We start from the raw sequence: 19315 nt of genomic DNA, 5'->3' as shown, positions 1-19315 counted from the left end.
TAATTGATAAAAAACGCATTACCAAAACAGACTTTTCTGTTTACCTGCTTGTAATGACCTCATTCAGTTTGGCCTAACTTGGCTGAACATCTGCATTTTGCTCGGACGCAAAGAGAGTAGTACTCACTACTTCACTATGTACATTTGAGAGCACCATCTATCAAAGGCCTTTTTGAAACAGCCTAAATTAGCGCGAACTTAGTTCAGCGTGAAGGGTTTCGTTTTTCCAAAAATCCCTCTCGGCGGCTAAGTGAACCTTAGTTGCTGACAAATAAGGAGTCTATATGACGACTACGGTATCCACATCCGTACCTACATCTCAAGCTGGTAACACAGCGCCGACAGAGAAAGAAGTAAACCACCCGTTTCTCTCTTTGGTTATCATGGTGATCGTTGCTGCAATCGCAACTTACTTCATCCCTGCTGGTGAATTCGAGCGAGTGGTCATGAATGGCCGCACGGTTATCGACCCAGACAGCTACACACAATTGACCAGCAACCCAACAACATTAGCCTCTTTTTTCGAATCATTTTTTAAAGGCTTCAAATCCGCTTCTGGCGTGATGGGCGTTGTGGTATTTGTGGGTGGTGCTTTTGGCATTATCAAACACATGGGTTTGTTAGACGCATCCGTTGTTGCACTAACCACTAAGCTAAACAAACAAGGCTTATACGTGATTGCACCTGTGATCATGACGGCGATCTTCTTCAACGTTACCTTCACCGGTATGCGTGAACTTGATGTCATTTTTATCTCTTTGATGATCCCGATCTGTATCAAGCTTGGTTATGACGCGATTACGGCACTTGGTGTTGTTTTACTGGCAAGTTGTGCCGGTTTCGCCGCCGCTTTGGCTAACCCATTCTTTACGGGTATCGCACACACTATCGCTGAACTGCCTATGTATTCAGGCATGTGGTATCGCTTTATTGTTGGCATGTTCATGTTGCTAACGGGTGCTTGGTATGTGCTTAACTACGCGCGTAAAGTTAAGCAAGACCCGACCAAAGGCTTGTTGCACGGTACGGGTTACCACTACGAATCTAACGTTGAAGCGAAAACACTGACCACACGTGAAAAGCTTGCGGGCATCGCGTTCTTGGGCGTGTTCGCATACATGATCTTCGGCACGTTGACGATGGGGTTCGGCTTCACCGAGATTGCGGGTGCATTCGTGGCGATGGCGATCATTCCGGGTTTGGTGGCGGGTTTATCTCCGAACAAGATATGTGAGTATTGGACCAAAGGCGTTAGCGACGTATTGGTTGCGGTACTGATCATCTTTTTCGCTCGCTCAGTGTTGACCATTATGGAAGACGCGAAGATTGTTGATTCAATTATCTTCTATCTTGCACAGATCATTTCTGGTAGCTCTAAACTTGTGGCAGCAGCAGGGATTTACTTCTCGCAGGCTGCGATCAACCTATTCATTCCGTCTGGCAGTGGCCAAGCGGTGATCACCATGCCAATCATTATTCCATTGGCAGATATTGGTGAAGTGACTCGCCAAGTGGCGGCACTGGCTTCTCAATTAGGTGATGGTATCTCTAACTATATTTACCCAACCAATGGTGGTTTGTTAGCGGTATTGGCTATTGCAAAAGTGCCTTACACCAAGTGGGTTCGTTTCTTTTTGCCACTGTTCTTGTTCTGGTCGGTGGGCGCTTTGATTTCAGTTGTGATTGCTCAAATGATCGAGCTAGGGCCTTTCTAAGGTTCTGTTTAATCGAATACATAGACAGTTAAGCTTAACTGAAGCCGTGTGAGTAAATAAGAAGGCAGCGAGTTCGCTGCCTTTTTTTCGTTTAAAGAAAAGCTATCCCAACGTTAAAGGTTACTCTTCAAATTGGTAAGAAGAGGGCACAACAATCACGCCTTGTTTTGATATGTGGAAGCGTTTCGCATCGGCAAGGCTATCAACACCGATCTGGGTTCCATCTGGCACCTTAACGTTCTTATCGATGATACAGTTTTGTATGTGGCAATTTTTTCCAATCTCAACATCTTCAAACAGAATACTATCAATCACAATCGCGGCATTGCTGACTTTCACTTTCGGGAAGAAGATAGAGTTTTGCGCCGAGCCGCCTTCAATTACAACACCATTCGCTATCATCGAGTTGATGAATATTCCTTGGTTACCTTCAACCGAAGCAATGGTTCGTGCGGGTGGCAGCTGAGGTTCGTAAGTACGAATTGCCCAATCAGGTTGATATAAATCGATAGGCGAAGCTGGCTTTAACAGGTCCATGTTGGATTGGTAATAAGAGTCGATAGTACCAACATCCCTCCAGTACGCATCTTGGGTCACTCGGCCTTCTTCATCCCCAAACTTGTATGCGTAAACACTGTTGTTGCCGACCAATTTAGGAATGATGTCTTTACCAAAATCGTGGTTTGAGTTCGGATCTTCGGCGTCCGCCAGTAGCGCTTGTGTTAGCACTTCTTTATCAAAGACGTAAATACCCATTGAAGCCATGCTTCGAGTTGGCCTACCAGGTACACATGTAGGGTAACGTGGCTTTTCGGTAAAGTTATTGATCTCTAGAGATTCGTCTATCTCCATCACACCAAACTCTTTGGCTTCGTCAATCGAAACCTCCATGCACGCCACAGTTAGGTCGGCTTCGTTCTTTTTGTGCTGCTTGAGCATTGGAGCGTAATCCATGCGATAGATATGGTCGCCAGATAACACCACCACATGCTTAGCTTCACTGCGAGACAGCAGATACAAGTTTTGATAAATCGCATCGGCAGTACCGCTGTACCAGCTATCACCGGTTCGCATTTGTGGGGGAACATTGGTGATGTATTCGCCGAGCTCGGGGTTAAGCACCGACCAACCATCTCTCAAATGTTTTTGCAAAGAGTGAGACTTGTACTGAGTCAGCACCAAAATTTGGCGTAGCCCAGAGTGTAAGCAGTTCGCGAGAGTGAAATCGATGATTCGATATTTGCCACCAAAGGGTACCGCAGGTTTTGCACGGTTATCGGTGAGAGGGGAAAGCCGAGAGCCAACACCGCCGGCCAGAACGATTGTTAGAGTGTCTTGCATGATCAGAACCTCAATGTATTTATGATTATGAACATAGACTTGCAAGCACTAAGCCAAATGTAACTCATTGAATATTATACGAGGCGAGATTGATTCTTGTAGAGCTGCACCAAAATGATGCGTGCGAGATATTGGCTTGCTCTATTTTGATCCAAAAAAGATCCGAACAAAGTGAAGGGATTGAATTAACAAAATGACGCACGGAAAAGTTGCATTACAAAACTGTCAATAAAATGAAGGAATAAAGTGATCGGGTCGATATAAATTTACATAAATAATCACAACTTTTCACAAATTGATTTCCATCAATAAAGTAGGGTTATTCTATGCTACCTTGCACGCAAAATAAGAAATGATCACTCATTCACCAATAAAGATTAAGCCCCCAAAAGGAAATTATAATGAAAAAAACAGTATGTGGTATTGCGGTTATTGCGGCTCTTATGTCAACCAATGTTTTTGCTCATAAAGAAGGTGATTTCATCATCCGTGCAGGTGCAGCAACGGTATCTCCCAACGACAGCAGTGGCGCTGTGTTGAATGATCCAAATACAGAATTCTCTGTAGACTCAAACACTCAACTTGGTTTGACTTTTGGCTACATGTTTACAGATAACATCAGCTTTGAAGTACTAGCGGCAAGCCCATTTTCTCACAACATTTCTGCAACTGGTCTAGGTGAAATTGCTGAGACTAAACACCTACCACCAACATTTATGGTTCAGTACTACTTCGGGCAAGCGAGCAGTGATTTCCGCCCTTACGTAGGTGCAGGTATCAACTACACGGTATTCTTCGATGAGTCACTAAATCAAGGAGCGAAAGATCTAGGTTTAAGCGACTTATCTCTTGATGACTCTTGGGGCTTAGCAGCAAACATTGGTATGGACTACATGATCAATGAAGACTGGTTCCTGAACGCATCGGTTTGGTATGCAGATATCGGCACTACAGCTAAATACAAAGCGGGTGGTAAACAGTACTCTACAGACGTTGATATCGACCCATGGGTATTCATGATTGGTGGTGGTTACAACTTCTAATCTCCCTATTCGGTTTACTAAAGGCGCTCAAGCATCAGCCAGCTTGGGCGCTTTTTTTTGCTTACTTGTTAATGAAATGCCTAGTCCAACTTATTGTAGTTATGGGAAAGAGAAGCTCATTGTTGTCATTTATTGTTAATAAAAGGGAAAGATAAGTGTCATAACAGCCCTCTATGATCGCGATTCAAATTATGGAGGATATATGAATCGTAAATTTAATAAGCTGACATTATTACTACCTATCGCGGTAAGTTCTGCTCTAGTAGGCTGTTCTCAATCAACATCACCAACGACAGCTACGCCATCTCAAACGTCACTTGATGCTTTTAGCCTTCAATGCCAATCCATCGAGCAGCCAAGCGCTTCCAATGCTGAGGTAACTGGAATCAGCCTAGTTGGCCGTTCAATTGCCGACGCCCCGTTTGATACTTCTGCAGCCGAAATCGTCAGCTACGATTCATGTACCGACAAGCTTTATGTTGTGAACGCTCAAGCTCAGAAAGTTGATGTGTTATCAATGAACTCAGCTAGCGAACCAACATCTTCGGGTTCTATTGATCTTCAATTAGCGGCTGCAGCTTCTGGTATTGATATTGGTGCAGCGAACAGTGTGTCGACATATCAAGGATTAGTTGCTGTCGCGATTGAAAATGCTGACAAGCAACAAAACGGCATCATTGCCCTTTATCGTTCAGACACATTAGAGCTGATCACGACTTATACTGCTGGTGCATTACCGGACATGGTGAGCTTCTCGAAAGATGGTCGCTACTTTGCCTCTGCAAATGAAGGTGAGCCGAATGCGGATTACAGCATTGACCCTGAAGGTACAGTAACGCTGGTGGATTTAACCAAGGGTCCGTTGCAAGCGACTGTCACTCAAATTGATTTCAAGGTATTTAATCAAGGTCAGCCTCGTCATGCAGAGTTGACCGACAAGGTTCGAATCTCTGCGCCGAATGCAACCGTAGCTCAAGACCTTGAACCGGAATACCTAACGTTTGCTGATAACGGAAAACTCTACGTTGCCCTTCAAGAGAACAATGCGTTGGCAGCGATTGATGTGGCGAGTGCGCAAGTGGATGCGATTCTTGGACTAGACGGGAAGCCTTGGGATAACGCTAAGCTAGATGCGTCAAACAAAGACAAAAACATCGGTAATCTACAAAGCTACGCAATGTTAGAAGGCCTTTACATGCCAGATAGCATCACTAGCTACAGTGTTGAGGGCAACACCTACATTGTGACTGCGAACGAAGGTGATGGTCGTGAATATGGCATCAAGACCACGCAAGAAATGTGTGATGAGAAAGGTTTTGAGTGGGACGGTGACGATTATCAAGGCACCGAAAACTACACTACAGAAAAAGACTTTTGTATTGCTTATGTCGATGAAGTACGCGGCAATAAGTTAGATGTTGACGCTAACCACTCATTGGCTGGCGCGTTGAAAGACAACAAGCAACTTGCACGTCTTAAAGTGATTAAGCCACAAGGGACACTCGCTGCTGACCAAAAGGTTCAAGCATTCGGCAGCCGTTCTTTCTCTATCTGGGATGAGTCAGGCGAATTAGTGTTTGATAGCGGCGATGATTTCGCTCGGATCGTTCTTGATCAAGATCCTGCAAACTTCAACAGCACCAATGATAACAACCAAAGTGGTGACGATCGCAGTGATGATAAAGGGGTAGAACCTGAGGCTATCGAAGTGGCTGAGATCAACGGCAAGCACTATGCATTTATTGGGCTGGAGCGCCAAGGTGGCATCATGGTTTACGACGTAACAGAGCCTAAAAACGCAAGTTTCATCAGCTACTTGAACAACCGTGACTTTACTCAGCCAGTGTGCACTAAGGTTGATGACGACGGTGATTGCGACAACGATACTTACAACGCTAAAGCGGGTGATTTAGGCCCTGAATCAATTAAGTATTTCACACGTTCAGGTAACCACTTTATTGCGGTTGGGAACGAAGTAAGCGGCAGTACATCAGTTTATCGCGTTGAGTTTTAATCACGGTTACTGCTTGTAGCTACACTCAATAAAAACAAAAGCGCCACTACTTATTCAGTAGTGGCGCTTTTTAGTTCATCGCTTGTTTAGTAGCGATAGCAAAGGCCTATGGCTGTTGCTTAGTTGGTGCTAGAGCAATCTCACGGATACATACGTTCTGTGGTTGTTGGTAAGCGAATGATACAGCGCGAGCGATATCGTCAGCTGCCAATACGCCGCCCATGTCTTCTTTCCAAGAGTCGTAACCGTCTTTGATCTCTTGAGATGTTGTGTGAGACAGAAGTTCTGTTTCTACAGCACCTGGTGCAATAGTGGTAACACGAACGTTTGAAGCCGCAACTTCTTCACGAACGTTTTCAGAGATAGCGTGTACCGCGAATTTAGTACCACAGTAAGCCGCGTGGCTTGGGAATGTTTTCTTACCTGCGATAGAGCTGATGTTGATGATAGTACCTGTATTGCGTTCCATCATCGGAGCAAGTACAGACTGCATGCCGTTTAGAAGACCAATCACGTTCACATCGAACATTGTCTTCCACTCTTGTGCGTCTTGAGTATCGATTTGACCAAGAAGCATTGCGCCAGCGTTGTTGATAAGCGCATCTACAGGACCAAACTTCTCTTCACCTTGTGCGATTGCTGCATCAAAAGACGCTTTGTCTGTTACGTCTACTTTCACTGACAGTGAGTTTGGTAGATTCAGCGCTTCAAGGCGGTCAATACGACGAGCTACAAGTAGCAGAGGGTGACCTTCATCGCTTAGACGACGAGCGATTGCTTCACCAATACCAGAGCTTGCACCTGTAATTACGATTAGTTTTTTCATTTTATTTCCTCTGTACTTTTATTGCGTCGGTTGGCTACGACGTATTGTTTAAGTGCATTCGAATCAAGTGCTTGTTGCCTTGCTTCGTTGCGATGGAGGTATATTAAGGAAAATAGCATTGTTGATATATAGCGCTTTACTTGAAACACTGTTGCCATGGTGCAACAATAAAAGCGTCTATCTCATAACTTCATTAGTAAGCTGGCGACTATGCTCAATCAAATTAATCTGTCTGATATTCGCTCCTTCGTGCTGATCGCTCGTTTAGGTAATTTCACCAAAGCGGCGGAGGAGTTAGATGTGTCTCGCTCCCACGTATCACGCCAAGTAAGTAGTTTAGAAAAGCAGATGGGTGTGACACTGTTTATCCGCACCACTCGAACCTTGAGGCTGACTCACGCAGGGCAAGATCTGTACGCGAGATGTGAGCAAGCCCTCGATAACATAGACCAAGCGCTGATTGCTGCGGTTGATGATGTCGAAGAAGTGCGCGGCGACATAAAAGTAAACTGTGTCGGCGGTTATCTGGGTGAGGTGATCATCGCGGATCTGGTCAATGAGTTTATGCAGCTCTACCCAGACATCAGCATTAGCCTTGATTTCAGTAGTAACCGAGTTGACTTGATTGAAGACGCTTTTGATATCGCTTTTCGTATGGGGAGCCTAGAAGATGCGGGCTTTATCGCAAGAAAGCTTTTGGACATTGAGATGGGAACACTCGCGAGCCCTGAGTATTTCACTCGCAAAGGGAAGCCAAACCATCCTAAAGACCTCATCCACCATGATTGCTTAACGGGGTCTGTGCGTAAGTGGAGCTTTCAAGCTCTGGACGATACTAAGAAAACGGTCGATGTGCATGTGACGGGTAGGTTGCAATGTAAGAATGGCCGAGTGTTAGTACAAGGCGCGAAATCGGGCAACGGGATTATTCGTGTTCCAACCATCTATTGCTTGCAAGAGATCAATGATGGGCAACTGGAGCAGGTGTTTGATGAGTGGGTGGTACCGAAAGTGGACTTTTCAGCGATCTATCATCGAGACCGCTATCAACCGAGCCGAATTCGAACCTTCATTGATTTTGTGAAAGGCCGTTTTGAGCAAATGCCAGTCAGCTAAATAGTGCGTGCTGTCCATTATTTGGAATAGAGTGGATTTGCTTGGGCTTACATCTCGTCGATTTCGTTTTGTAGGTTTTCCAACTGCTCTAGAATCAGTAAGAACTTCTCACCAAAGGGCGTCACTTGATACTCAACTCTTGGTGGCAGTTCGTTGAACATCTGCTTATCCAAAATCCCAAACTCAACATTTCGCTTCAAGCATTCATTCAATACCTTGGTCGATAACCCTTCGACCGAGCGCACCATTTCACCGGGGCGATTAATGCCATTTGCCAGTAATTGGTAAACCGTTAGCGACCATTTACAGCCGTAGATGGTTTCTACCATGCGAGCTGAGCGCTCTGGTGCTGATTTTCTTGAAAAAAAGTTTTCCTGATTTTTCATAAAGATGTACCAATAAGTACCTACCTAACCGATTTGTACTTACTATTCATAGTGTTAGTTCAAAGCCTAAGATTACCACGTTCACATGACTTAGGAGATAACAAAATGAACTTCACTAAAAATGGTATTGCAGTCGTAATCGGTGGCACAAGTGGTATGGGCTTTGAAACAGCGAAGCAGTTAGTCGCTCAAAACATCCATGTGTTGGTGGTCGGCAATAACCCAACTAAGTTAGATAAAGCGGTGTCAGAGCTGCAATCGCTCGGTCACGCTTCAGGCTGGCAAGCTAACCTTTATGATGATGCAAGTGTGTCTCGTCTTATTGCGCATTTAGAGTCGCTCGAAGAAGGTATTGGTTACCTTGTGAATGCTGCAGGTTACTTCAACCCTAAAGCGTTTATTGAGCACCAAGAATCTGATTACGAGCAGTATATGCAGCTTAATAAAGCAACCTTCTTCATCACTCAAGCGATAAGTAAGTTGATGATCAAAAATGGTGGCGGAAACGTGGTAAATGTAGGCTCTATGTGGGCGAAACAGGCAATCAAAGCGACGCCATCTTCTGCCTATTCAATGGCTAAAGCTGGCCTGCATGCATTAACACAACACATGGCAATGGAACTGGCTGAGCATAACATTCGTGTGAATGCGGTGTCTCCGGCCGTGGTTAAAACGCCGATTTACGAATCTTTCATCAAACCTGAAGAAGTGAATCAAGCGCTAGAAGGCTTCAACGCGTTCCATCCTATTGGTCGAGTTGGTTTGCCGAAAGACATCGCTAATAGCATCTCTTTCTTACTGTCAGACAGTGCAGATTGGGTAACGGGTGCCATCTGGGATGTTGATGGCGGTGTGATTGCTGGTCGTAATTAATCAGGATTCTTTTAGGTGGCTATCGCGCAGGCAAAATAGCAGCGAGATAGCCTCCTTGATCAGTATTCGCGTAGAATAGAAACGAGAAAGACAATCATAATAATTAAAACGATAACAAGAGTAAGGTCGCCATTATGTTCAACATGGACTTTTCAAAGAGACTGGTTATAGAAACCGAGACATTAGATTGGGTCGCAAGCCCTGCTAAAGGGGTTTGGCGTAAGCCACTTGAAAGAGAAGAGAAAGAATCGGGCCACACAACCAGTGTGGTGAAGTACGATCCTGAATCTTCGTTTTCTGAGCACCCACACCCACAAGGCGAAGAGATCTTCGTATTAGATGGCGTGTTCTCAGATGAAACGGGTGATTTCCCTGCAGGTACTTATATCCGTAATCCGCCGGGCAGCGCGCATTCGCCATCCAGCAAAAATGGCTGCAAGATCTTGGTTAAGCTCAACCAGTTTGACGCGAGAGACTTAACTCAAGTTCGCATTAATACTTTGGAAACCGAATGGCTTCAGGGTATTGGCGGTTTGCAAGTGATGCCACTGCATGAGTTCGAACACGAGCATGTCGCGTTAGTGAAGTGGCCGGTTGGCGAACGTTTTCAGCCGCATCGCCACTTTGGCGGTGAAGAGATATTTGTACTTTCTGGCACCTTTAAAGACGAACATGGTGAGTACCCGAAACACACCTGGATGCGCAGCCCGCACATGAGTGAGCATTTTCCTTATGTGGAAGAAGAGACGGTTATCCTAGTGAAAACGGGGCATCTGCCATTGGATTAAAGGAATGCTCAGTAAAAGATGAGAAAGCCGCATTGTTTTGAACAAGCGGCTTTTTTTAGTTTTTATATATGAGCTGACTAGTAAGCGACACCAATACGTTGGCGTGGGAACTTGTCAGCTTCGAGCTCATCAATCATCGCAATAGCGTAATCGCTGACGGATATTTTGCTGTTGCCATCTTGGTCGGTGAGCAGTTGGTCACCACCTGTACGGTAGGTTGATAGTTTCTCGCCCGGGAAGATTTCTGCTGCTGGGCTAATGAACGTCCAGTTAACCTCGCTGTTAGACTGTTTGAATACTTCAAGAGCTTCACCTTGTGCTAGCGCTTCGTTTTTATGCTCTGTTGGAAAGGCCGGAACGGTAACTAGCGGTACGTTTGGCGCTACTTCCAATGAACCCGCACCACCTACCCAAAGTAGACGTTCGATACCAATGCTTGGCAGTGTATCAAGCAGTTTAGTTGCTGTACTTTTTACGATGTCGTGATTGCCTAGAGCACGTCCGCCAATCGAAGCAATAACCGCATCAACGCCGGAGAAAGCAGTCGTTAGACTGGCTGCTTCATCTTGTAAATCAAATGAACGAACCTCAACATCGCTGAGCTCTACACGGCTTGCATCTCTTACAACAGCAACAACCTCGTGTCCGCGAGCTTGAGCTTCTTGAGCGATGTGACTACCAATCCAACCTGATGCGCCTAATACTGCAATTTTCATAATGTCTCTCCAATTATCTAATTTATTGAGTCTGTTTCTCGACAGCCATTGCAGTCTAATAGCTCACTAAGCTGCGATAAATATCGTAAAATGATGTAGATTGTATCTATATAGTTATCTAATAGGCTTGGTTCAGTGGATAAGGAAAAGTGTGATGGATAGATTGACGGCGATGCGTAGCTTTGTTGAAGTCGCAAATTGTGCCAGCTTCACTCAAGCAGCAGAGCATTTGGACATGAGCCGGTTGCAGGTTTCGCGTCATGTTCAAGAGATCGAAGGGTGGTTAAAACAGCGGTTGTTGCACAGAACCACTCGTAAGGTGAGTTTGACGGCGGCAGGGGAAATCGCCTTACAGCGCTGCGAGAAAATACTCCATGAAACGGCGGAGTTAGAAGTGACCGCGCTTAATCAAACCGATGCTCTCTCCGGAACCATTCGAATTGCTGCACCCATTGGTTTAACTCAGCACATGTTGTTGGATGTGGTTGAACAGTTCACAGAGCTTCATCCCAATATCACGGTAGAACTTTTTGCTTCTGACCGTTTTGCTCAGCTGGTGGATGACAGAATCGATATTGCGCTGCGTTATACCGATCAACCTGACGATAGCTTGATTGCTCGTAAGCTAATGGAAATTGATTCGGTGGTGTGTGCATCGCAAGCTTATTTAGACAAACATGGTCAACCGAAAACAGTCGACGAGCTTCGACAGCACAATTGTTTTCGCCATTTGAGTGTCTCTAAGTGGGATTTCGTTAAGGATAATCAGCACTATTCTGTTGAGGTGTCTGGCACTATTAAAGCCAATGATGTTGGGGTATTAACCCGCGCTGCACAGCATGGAAAAGGGGTTGTTCGCTTGCCCTGTGATTTAGCTAATCCTTTGATTACAGATGGCAGATTGAAACGAATTTTGGATGATTTTGTTTCACCGAGTAGTGTGCTTTGGGCGGTGTATTTGTCTCGTAGTTATCAGCTTCCAGTTGTTCGTCAGTTCATTGATTTTGCCGCAGAAGCTTGGTCTAGCGATATCAAGTCTGGCGATGTTTGAAGTGGCATAAATGCTTACCTACATAAATCTACAACCCATAAATACAAAAATCCGATATCAAAGGTGATATCGGATTTGTAACCCTCCTAACTTCTTATATTCCTCTAACCCTCCTAACCTCTTATCTTTCCTGTAATCTGGAGTGATGATATCATTATTCTTCAATTGTTTTAGGGACATGCAGTGAGTATAAAATATTTAGAGGTTGAACTACGAGTCGATGGTACTCCAGTTCTAAGCCGAGATGAATCAAACAACATAACTTCTTCTGTTAATTTTGATACTAGCTGTCGAACCATCAAATCCAACATACTTTACGATTCAGAGACGGGACTCGCCATAACTCCAGTAAATCTATTTCTTATTGATTTGATTGCCGATCCAGCGTTCATGCATGAGAACAATCTGACAACAACCAAGGGACTGAAAGCATACTTTCAATTCTTGAAGGATAACGGTTGTTGTTGGAACGTATTTCCTCGTTCAAAACTTCAGCGTCCGACATATGCATTCAAGAGGCATGTTATGGATAAGGTGAAAAATGGCGATTATTCCTTTGATACAGGAAACCAATGGCTAGGGGCTGTGAAGAGGTTTTACTTATGGGCTTTCCACGAAAGAGTGTTGGATATAAGCGATATCAACCAACCATTCGTCACAGACACTCGAAGAGTTGAAAAGCACACTGCTTCAGGTAAGAAAAGGTTTTATGCTGCGACGAGTGATATGAAGTTGCCACAAAAGTTACGTGGTATCTCTGACTCCTTCAAGAAAAATGGCGGCAGAGAGCTGAAGCCAATAAATGCGCTTGGTCGCGAGCAATTCAAGCTTGGGCTGGCAATTCTTGGAAAGCCTCATATGGTGTTAGCATCTCAGGTTTCACTGTTGATGGGGTTGCGTGAGAATGAAGCGCTGACGCTTCCTTACTCATTTTTCACTGGTGATTTCGCTAATGCAAATCTTAGCGCTCGGGAGACTGTCGTGGTTTCAGTGGGTGGCAACGAAGGTACTAAGACTAAAAACGGCGTTAGACGTATAGTTGAAATACCGTTCGCTCTTTATGAGCGCCTATGCGACTACGCAACCTCAGATAAGCGACTTGCCTTAGGTAAAAAGTTTGCAGTGGATAATCCAAGGTTGTTTTTGAATAACCGAGGAACACCTTTCCGTTCAGATGAACTTACAAAGAGGATGAGCGAGCTTAGGCAACAGCTTCTTCAAGAGCATGGTGTTGACTTTAATCACAAGTACCACGACTTAAGGGCGACTTTTGCTACTGAATACGGGACTCGATTACTTGATAGAGGCATGAAGTTTTCAGAGGTATTCAATGAGGTGAAAAGCACACTTGGTCATAAGTTGGACAAGGATACTTTTAGGTATATGAGCATCATTGAAAGTCAAGAAGTGAAAAGAGAGTCTGCAATGGAATTAGAGTTGTACACACAAGAGATTTTGAAAGACTAAACATGATCCAGAACCAATTTAAAATTACTTTCACGCCCTATAAGGGGCGACCAATAACGGAAATTGACACTAGAAGGCTGGTCTGCTTCGGTGTACCCAATGAGTTCGACCAATCTGCTGTGTGTAGTCACAGATCTCAATACATGACCGAAATATTCTCTCATGTAGATGCTAGACATAATGCTGGCAAGAAAACTGCTTTCTTTAATCTGAAGAAATACTTTGTTTGGTGCGAAAACAACGATTACCAAAACCCAATGACTGGTGAAGCCGTCAGTGCGTATATATTACATGATAAGCATCATAAGGTGACTGGTACGGTTAAGTCGATGTTTGAACGTTTGGGTATTAAATATGACGCTTCGCAAACGCCAATTGAGTCAATGTTTAACAATAAGAAGCCGCAATCCGTCAAGGAAGGCGTAATGTGGGCTGCTGATGGAACTCATTACATAGGAATTAATACTCGTTCTGCTGGCTTCAAGACAATTGATATGAGTAATGATGTCTCTCATCTGAAAGATGCTGGACTTTTATTCACGGCTATCAAAGCTTTATATGATGAGTTATCTGGTGACACCTTATTGGCGTACATTAGTACAATAAGGAACTATGCAAAGACATGTAGCAGTCATTTTTTCGATGCTGGCAATTTAGCTAACTACATTTCTAATCTTCACAAAGCTGTGGATGCGAAGGCTAAGGGTAGTTCTAAGTCAAAGCCTAAAGCTAGAAGGTTGTTGAAAACTTTCGAAGCTGCTGAGGTTAGTCTGCCACACGCCGTGTCAGTAGCAGTAAATAAGCTCCCAAGCGTCTCTAGTGTCCCTGTGAATGGGTATGATGACGTAAGGTATAAGAAGTTAGTGAGACTTCTATTTAGACTGCACGGAAGAGCTTATCAATATATTAAATCACCAAGTACGTCGGCATATGAATACGTAGGGGGTAACTCAAACCTCAGGTTCTCTTCAAGAAGAGCTGCTATAAATCTATTAAATACGACTGCGTATTACCTTATAGCGCGTTACTCAGCATGGACTGACACAACTTTAACCAATATTCGCACCAGTGACGTAGAGTTCGATAATGAGCATGGTGAGTGGGTTCATCTCAAAGCCCAAAAGAATCGTGGTATATACAAGAATTTATCTATGGATTTGCCTAGTCTGAACAGCTCAAGCCCAGAAGAGTTGAAAATAAAAAAAACGGGATACCGAGTTATTCAGAATCTACTAGAGGTTCATGAATTATTTGATATCCCTACAGACAATCTTCTCTTTAGAGTCACCAAGGACAATCAATCCGCTTTTTACGCTAAGAACCCATGTATAGTTGACTTTATAACTGGGGAAATCGAAGGCTTAAAAACACTAACAACACAGAGAATACGCGAAACTGAGATATCACTTGAGCACAGCAAAGGTGGGACTGTTGCAGCGATCAAACGTTCAGGGAGTAGTCCTGCTGTTGTAATGAAAAACTATTCTGAAGGCTCTCCTGTGGAGCATAAAGTTTCATTAGGTGGTGTTGCTGCTGCGATTCAATCCGTTGCCTTATCGATCGAAGACGATGTAACAGCATCAGAGGTCAAAGATAGACTGTATAAGGCTTCATTGATACCAATTCTAGACGTTCAATCAAACACTCCAATGGGAACTGTCTGCACAAAGCCTACAACAGTTAGTGCATTCAGTAAGAAGGCTGAAAGAAGCAATTTTGGAGTGTTGGCTTGTTCTGATTTATTAGCTTGTTTTGACTGCCCTAGTGCTGCAATTGTGGATTCTATCGATGATATTTGGAACTTCTTGTCATTCAAGGAAAAATTGCTTGAGGGGAAGATATTTAGCATTGATAGGGAGCATTTCGCAAACAACTTTAGTGAAGTGATTGAAAAGATAGATATTATCATAGGAAAATTTTCCGAGGAAACTCTTACGTTAGCCAGAGAGAAATTAATTGATGATGGATTGCACCCATACTGGGACGAGGATTAATCATGACCAGTAATCGAGCATTTGATGTTGCCAGCGTAAGAGCTGATTTTCAATCTAGCTTAGATCTTGAGTTGTTCACCACCTTTGATTTGCATGGGGATGGCTTGAGCAGATTAAAAGATGATAAATGGATAAGTCATCAGAAGGTTCTAGACGAAGTAAGGGTTACGAGGACTTTAGTGGCGAACATACCATTTCTGATCAGGCATTTAATTATAAGGACGTACAGATCAGATGATGCAGAGAAACGAATGGTTAAGGAGGTGTCTTTCCTTAATGCTGTTATAAGGGTCAGGACGATTATTGGTTGTATGCCACCTGATATAGAACCAAAAGATATGTTCACTCGCTCGGCATTAATGAAATACTTAGAGCACGTTAATGGTAAGTATGCATATTCATCTCTCTCTGAATTGCTTTCAACCTTTAATGTGATGGCGTTTTCTGCTCACAGAGAGGGGCTTTGTGAGTTGCCAAAATTCAACATGACAGCTCTAACCGAGAAATATTGCTCATCAGGACGTCTTGAAAAGAAACAGACGCTCGCCATCCCGTTAGGTATCGCTACAACTATTCTGGGTAATGCGTTGGAGCTTTACAAGGCTGGTAAAGATTCATTAGATGAGATTGAGATGCTAGCACAGCAGTATGGATCTCACTTTGATAAGGCTAAATCGCGTCGAGAAGAAGCAATACGAGTGAAAGGAGAAGCTAATGTCACGGTTGGTGTAAACTACTACATGAAGCCTCGTGGACAGGTCATTACGGAAAGCTGTCTACTTAATAGCGCTTTGTCACCTTACATTGACGGTGACTATAATCCCATTAACGTCTGTGGTTGGCTCAACAGGGTTTTGAACGCATCATACCAATTGCTGCTGGCATTTACTGGCATGAGAATCCATGAATTAGCTAGGCTTCATGATGGTTCGTTCCAAACTTACACGGAAGGTGAAGATGTTTATCACACCTTGACAGCGGAGACCTCTAAGTTGTCAGATTCAGAAGATATTGTCGATGAATGGGTGTGCTCTGAGATGTGTGATGGGATTATTAAGTTTATCGGTAAGATTAAGGCAATAATGAACCTGAACACTCGCTCTCTGTATGTTACTTTTTCGAGTATTCGTAAACTGAGTGTTAAAACCGCATACAGTATAAAAGAAAGGCATGTGGAAAATTTGGTTAAAGGCGTTTGCCTTAGCGAAGCTGACTACAAAGAGTTCTGTACTCTTAATAGAGATCGACAAAATGATGCGTATGTTGGAATGGAGTGGAATCTAACTCCACATCAATGGAGACGCTCATTTGCTGTACTAGCTTTACGTTTCGATTTGGCAACACTACCCGCTATAAAGCGGCAGTTTAAGCATATCTCACTGCAAATGACCGAGTGGTATGCTAATTACGCTCGGATAACGAGGAATGAAGAGCTACGTGTTGATACTAAGCTTAACACCTTGGTAAATGAGATTCAGAACGACATGTCAGCAGATGTACTTTTTGATGCTTATAACACTGATAAGGTGCTTATGGGGGGCTTCTCAGCGAAAATATCAAAGCTTAAAGAAAGTGGCAAAGTTCCAGAGATCTACAGTACACGTTCATCCATTAAAGCCTTGATAGAACGTGGGGATATCCAGTTAAATTACTCAGGACTTACATATTGCACTAATGGCTACCGTTGCGACCAAGATGGTAGTGTAAATGCGGCGTTCTGTGCATCGGAGTGTGACCATACACTGATACCAGAAGAGCTGAAGGATAAATGGATAAAACTACACGAGCGTTGTACTTCGCATCTTGAGTTCGCAAGTGATTGTGGGTCAATTTCGCCCGTTTCTTACTCTCACTTCATGAGTCAGATTAAAGCTGCGGAACATGTCATGCGAACCTTTGGAGTTGAATTTGAAGAGTATAAGGGTTGATTATGCAAGTTAAGAAATCTGGTTTGGAGCTACTGGAGTCTGCATTAGAGAGGTTATTGAGTGGCAATGTGGTAGTTCTCCCTCCAAATGCAAGATTGAACATCAAAAATGTAGAAATTGAAGCAGGGATGGGGGATGGGTCTGCATACCACTACCCAGACTTAATTAAGAGAATTAAGGAGGCAAAAGCGCGTGTTGCCCCTAAGCGTAAAGAGGTAAAGTCGCCAACCAAGTCGGCATTAACCACGGCAACTAAGAATGTGAGACTTACTAAGTCAAATGCCGAGTTAAAGTTTGAAAAGGCAGCATTATTGGTTGCTCAAACTGAGCTAACGTATAATTTGTTTCAGTGCTGTGATGATCCTAAGTTTATCGTTGATGCATACGAGCACTCAAATAATGTCTTGCCATTTAACAAGCCTAATTAGGGTAGGCTGATAAGTTATGGGGGATCTAGAAGTCACTTAGCCCCCCTTTGTTTAATAAATAAAATCAACAGCTTACATTCTTTAGTTTCCATTTTAATTGTAGGGTTATGTTGAAATCACCTTTACTATCAATGAATTGTGATGGTTGCTCTAAATTTTGGCAGATGTATTAACCGTAAACCTAGCACCCACAACAAAGTCAGAGCAACAATGGTATTTTTCATAAAATACAATCTTTAACTATACCTATCAAAATACGGGAGGCTTACTACCTACAAGAACTTGTAACTGACCGTCAGAGAAACCATTCGTTTGTTTTACTTCGAATTGTAACCCTGCATCTTTAAAAGCCTTGATAAGTAGAGCTTTATCTTCGCTTGGTGGCCCAATAATGTTGAGACCAACGGCCATCTCATACCCCGAAAAATACTTTGTTTTGACACCAGAAGAGACTAAGACGGAATTTATCTCCTCTCGATATAACGTAGATTCAGGATCATTTTTTACAAATGATACCCATACATTCGCTTTTAGGTTGTTAGATAGATGGGTGTGTAAAATTTTAGACTGTTCTTCTGATAGTCTACGCCATGCTAATTGAGCTTTTAAGCGCTCTTGCTCCAGTTTAGCTTCTTCTGCTTTTCGAGATAGAAATGCAGCGTGTTCTTTGGCTTTTTCGGCTTCTGCATTAGCTTTTGCAGCATCTGCGCCAGCTACCTCTGCTATCGTTTTATTTTGTTGAATCTTTTCATTTGAATATTGTTCTTTAATTCCGCCTGACCAGACAACCATAATGGTTCCGACAAGCACCAGAGCTGCACCAATTATGGTAACCCAATTAGCTACAGCGTTTACTTTGCTAGCTATTGGTTCAGAGATATCAAAAAATGCCATAAAAATATCCATCTACTAAAATCTGCCTCGAAACTATTGAATATGACTAATGCTTATGATTGATAATGTCATATAAATATATGAGATCGTTCAAATCCACTGGCTCTCAATACTCATTAATAAACTGTATTATACAGCATTCAAGCAACCAACTTAAATCAAGGTGTTTGCTTTAAACTCCTTAAATGCACTAAAGCTCAAAATGTCTTGGATAGAATGCGATCTATCTGCTAACCCCAATTTTTGTGCAGGAGTCAAAGTGTAGTGGATGAGTGATTTTGGCCAATCAATAAGAGGATTTGCAATACCTCAGGTTGTTCGTTAAATGCTGATTTAGCGAAACCTGTAGCTCATTTATGTCCAGAGATGTGATGGCGGGGTATGAAACACGAAAATGCCCCTTTCGAAGTTATCTAGCTTTTACTTATCAGTTCACAAAATCATCATTTGACTTATTTTTGCTCATGTATGTTTGATATAAGAAGAACTCCTGAAATAAAGGAGGCCAGAAAAAGATATGATGATGCTTGTAGTCATCATAAAGAAATGACAGAGCTTCGCCGAGCTGGAGCTGTGAGTTCTGAGGATTTGAAAGATGCGATAGATGATATGCGTAAAGCAGAAAAAGAACTCAAAGAAGCAAAAAGAAATTAGATTATTGATTCACACTCGTACTGACAGCAACTCTATGTCGTTATTGTCCTTCATTAGATTTATGGGGTAATAAGCTAAATT

General features: G+C 43.2%; 17 protein-coding genes. 12 read left to right on the top strand and 5 right to left on the bottom strand.

The window, feature by feature from the left end; genetic code table 11:
• Nucleotides 1–284 precede the first annotated feature (284 nt).
• The gene (locus OCV20_RS22955) at nucleotides 285–1715 is read left to right on the top strand and encodes a YfcC family protein (protein ID WP_086774187.1); all 1431 of its coding nucleotides are present in this window, start codon (nucleotides 285–287) and stop codon (nucleotides 1713–1715) included.
• Nucleotides 1716–1835: 120 nt separating this feature from the next.
• Here the strand turns inward: OCV20_RS22955 and glgC are convergent, their stop codons facing one another.
• A complete protein-coding gene (glgC, locus tag OCV20_RS22950; RefSeq protein ID WP_086774186.1) occupies nucleotides 1836–3056 on the bottom strand; it encodes a glucose-1-phosphate adenylyltransferase in 1221 nt (406 codons plus the stop codon).
• 401 nt (nucleotides 3057–3457) lie between these two features.
• Here glgC and ompW point away from each other — a divergent pair, with 401 nt between their 5' ends.
• A complete protein-coding gene (gene ompW, locus OCV20_RS22945) occupies nucleotides 3458–4099 on the top strand; it encodes an outer membrane protein OmpW (RefSeq protein ID WP_086774185.1) in 642 nt (213 codons plus the stop codon).
• Nucleotides 4100–4301: 202 nt separating this feature from the next.
• The gene (locus tag OCV20_RS22940; RefSeq protein WP_086774184.1) at nucleotides 4302–6113 is read left to right on the top strand and encodes a choice-of-anchor I family protein; all 1812 of its coding nucleotides are present in this window, start codon (nucleotides 4302–4304) and stop codon (nucleotides 6111–6113) included.
• Nucleotides 6114–6219: 106 nt separating this feature from the next.
• Here OCV20_RS22940 and OCV20_RS22935 read toward each other — a convergent pair whose 3' ends face one another.
• Nucleotides 6220–6939 (bottom strand): SDR family oxidoreductase, encoded by a 720-nt coding sequence (locus OCV20_RS22935; RefSeq protein ID WP_086774183.1) that lies wholly within the window; start codon nucleotides 6937–6939, stop codon nucleotides 6220–6222.
• A 210-nt stretch (nucleotides 6940–7149) separates the two neighbouring features.
• Between OCV20_RS22935 and OCV20_RS22930 the strand changes: the two genes are divergently transcribed.
• Nucleotides 7150–8055 (top strand): LysR family transcriptional regulator, encoded by a 906-nt coding sequence (locus tag OCV20_RS22930; protein ID WP_086774182.1) that lies wholly within the window; start codon nucleotides 7150–7152, stop codon nucleotides 8053–8055.
• A 47-nt stretch (nucleotides 8056–8102) separates the two neighbouring features.
• On the opposite strand, the gene OCV20_RS22925 is transcribed toward OCV20_RS22930, so the two are convergent.
• A complete protein-coding gene (locus OCV20_RS22925) occupies nucleotides 8103–8441 on the bottom strand; it encodes a winged helix-turn-helix transcriptional regulator (protein WP_017103534.1) in 339 nt (112 codons plus the stop codon).
• A 105-nt stretch (nucleotides 8442–8546) separates the two neighbouring features.
• Here OCV20_RS22925 and OCV20_RS22920 point away from each other — a divergent pair, with 105 nt between their 5' ends.
• Together OCV20_RS22920 and OCV20_RS22915 are read left to right on the top strand one after the other, a co-directional pair.
• On the top strand, nucleotides 8547–9314 hold the full coding sequence (locus tag OCV20_RS22920) for an SDR family NAD(P)-dependent oxidoreductase (protein WP_086774181.1): 768 nt from the start codon (nucleotides 8547–8549) through the stop codon (nucleotides 9312–9314).
• 134 nt (nucleotides 9315–9448) lie between these two features.
• Complete coding sequence (locus tag OCV20_RS22915; RefSeq protein WP_086774180.1) at nucleotides 9449–10102, top strand: cupin domain-containing protein; 654 nt, start codon at nucleotides 9449–9451, stop codon at nucleotides 10100–10102.
• A 77-nt stretch (nucleotides 10103–10179) separates the two neighbouring features.
• Here OCV20_RS22915 and OCV20_RS22910 read toward each other — a convergent pair whose 3' ends face one another.
• Nucleotides 10180–10818, bottom strand: a complete 639-nt coding sequence (locus OCV20_RS22910; RefSeq protein ID WP_086774179.1) for an NAD(P)-dependent oxidoreductase — start codon at nucleotides 10816–10818, stop codon at nucleotides 10180–10182.
• A 154-nt stretch (nucleotides 10819–10972) separates the two neighbouring features.
• Here OCV20_RS22910 and OCV20_RS22905 point away from each other — a divergent pair, with 154 nt between their 5' ends.
• The 5 genes from OCV20_RS22905 (at nucleotide 10973) to OCV20_RS22885 (ending at nucleotide 17686) form a co-directional block, all read left to right on the top strand.
• Nucleotides 10973–11869, top strand: coding sequence for a LysR family transcriptional regulator (locus OCV20_RS22905; protein ID WP_086774178.1), 897 nt, complete (start codon nucleotides 10973–10975; stop codon nucleotides 11867–11869).
• A 183-nt stretch (nucleotides 11870–12052) separates the two neighbouring features.
• Nucleotides 12053–13336, top strand: coding sequence for a site-specific integrase (locus tag OCV20_RS22900; protein WP_086774177.1), 1284 nt, complete (start codon nucleotides 12053–12055; stop codon nucleotides 13334–13336).
• A 143-nt stretch (nucleotides 13337–13479) separates the two neighbouring features.
• Nucleotides 13480–15330 carry a hypothetical protein gene (locus OCV20_RS22895; protein ID WP_157896344.1) on the top strand — a complete coding sequence of 617 codons (1851 nt, stop codon included), beginning with the start codon at nucleotides 13480–13482 and terminating at the stop codon, nucleotides 15328–15330.
• 2 nt (nucleotides 15331–15332) lie between these two features.
• Nucleotides 15333–17258, top strand: coding sequence for a hypothetical protein (locus OCV20_RS22890; protein WP_086774175.1), 1926 nt, complete (start codon nucleotides 15333–15335; stop codon nucleotides 17256–17258).
• A gap of 2 nt (nucleotides 17259–17260) precedes the next feature.
• Nucleotides 17261–17686, top strand: a complete 426-nt coding sequence (locus OCV20_RS22885) for a hypothetical protein (RefSeq protein WP_086774174.1) — start codon at nucleotides 17261–17263, stop codon at nucleotides 17684–17686.
• Between the two features lie 249 nt (nucleotides 17687–17935).
• Here OCV20_RS22885 and OCV20_RS22880 read toward each other — a convergent pair whose 3' ends face one another.
• The gene (locus OCV20_RS22880; RefSeq protein ID WP_086774173.1) at nucleotides 17936–18580 is read right to left on the bottom strand and encodes a hypothetical protein; all 645 of its coding nucleotides are present in this window, start codon (nucleotides 18578–18580) and stop codon (nucleotides 17936–17938) included.
• A gap of 468 nt (nucleotides 18581–19048) precedes the next feature.
• On the opposite strand from OCV20_RS22880, the gene OCV20_RS22875 reads away from it, so the two are divergent.
• Nucleotides 19049–19234 carry a hypothetical protein gene (locus tag OCV20_RS22875; RefSeq protein ID WP_157896343.1) on the top strand — a complete coding sequence of 62 codons (186 nt, stop codon included), beginning with the start codon at nucleotides 19049–19051 and terminating at the stop codon, nucleotides 19232–19234.
• The last annotated feature ends 81 nt before the right edge of the window (nucleotides 19235–19315 follow it).

The sequence above is a fragment of the Vibrio coralliirubri genome (genome assembly GCF_024347375.1).
GTDB lineage: Bacteria > Pseudomonadota > Gammaproteobacteria > Enterobacterales > Vibrionaceae > Vibrio > Vibrio coralliirubri.
Note: the sequence above shows the minus strand (reverse complement) of the source record. Positions and strands in the feature narration are given on the sequence as shown.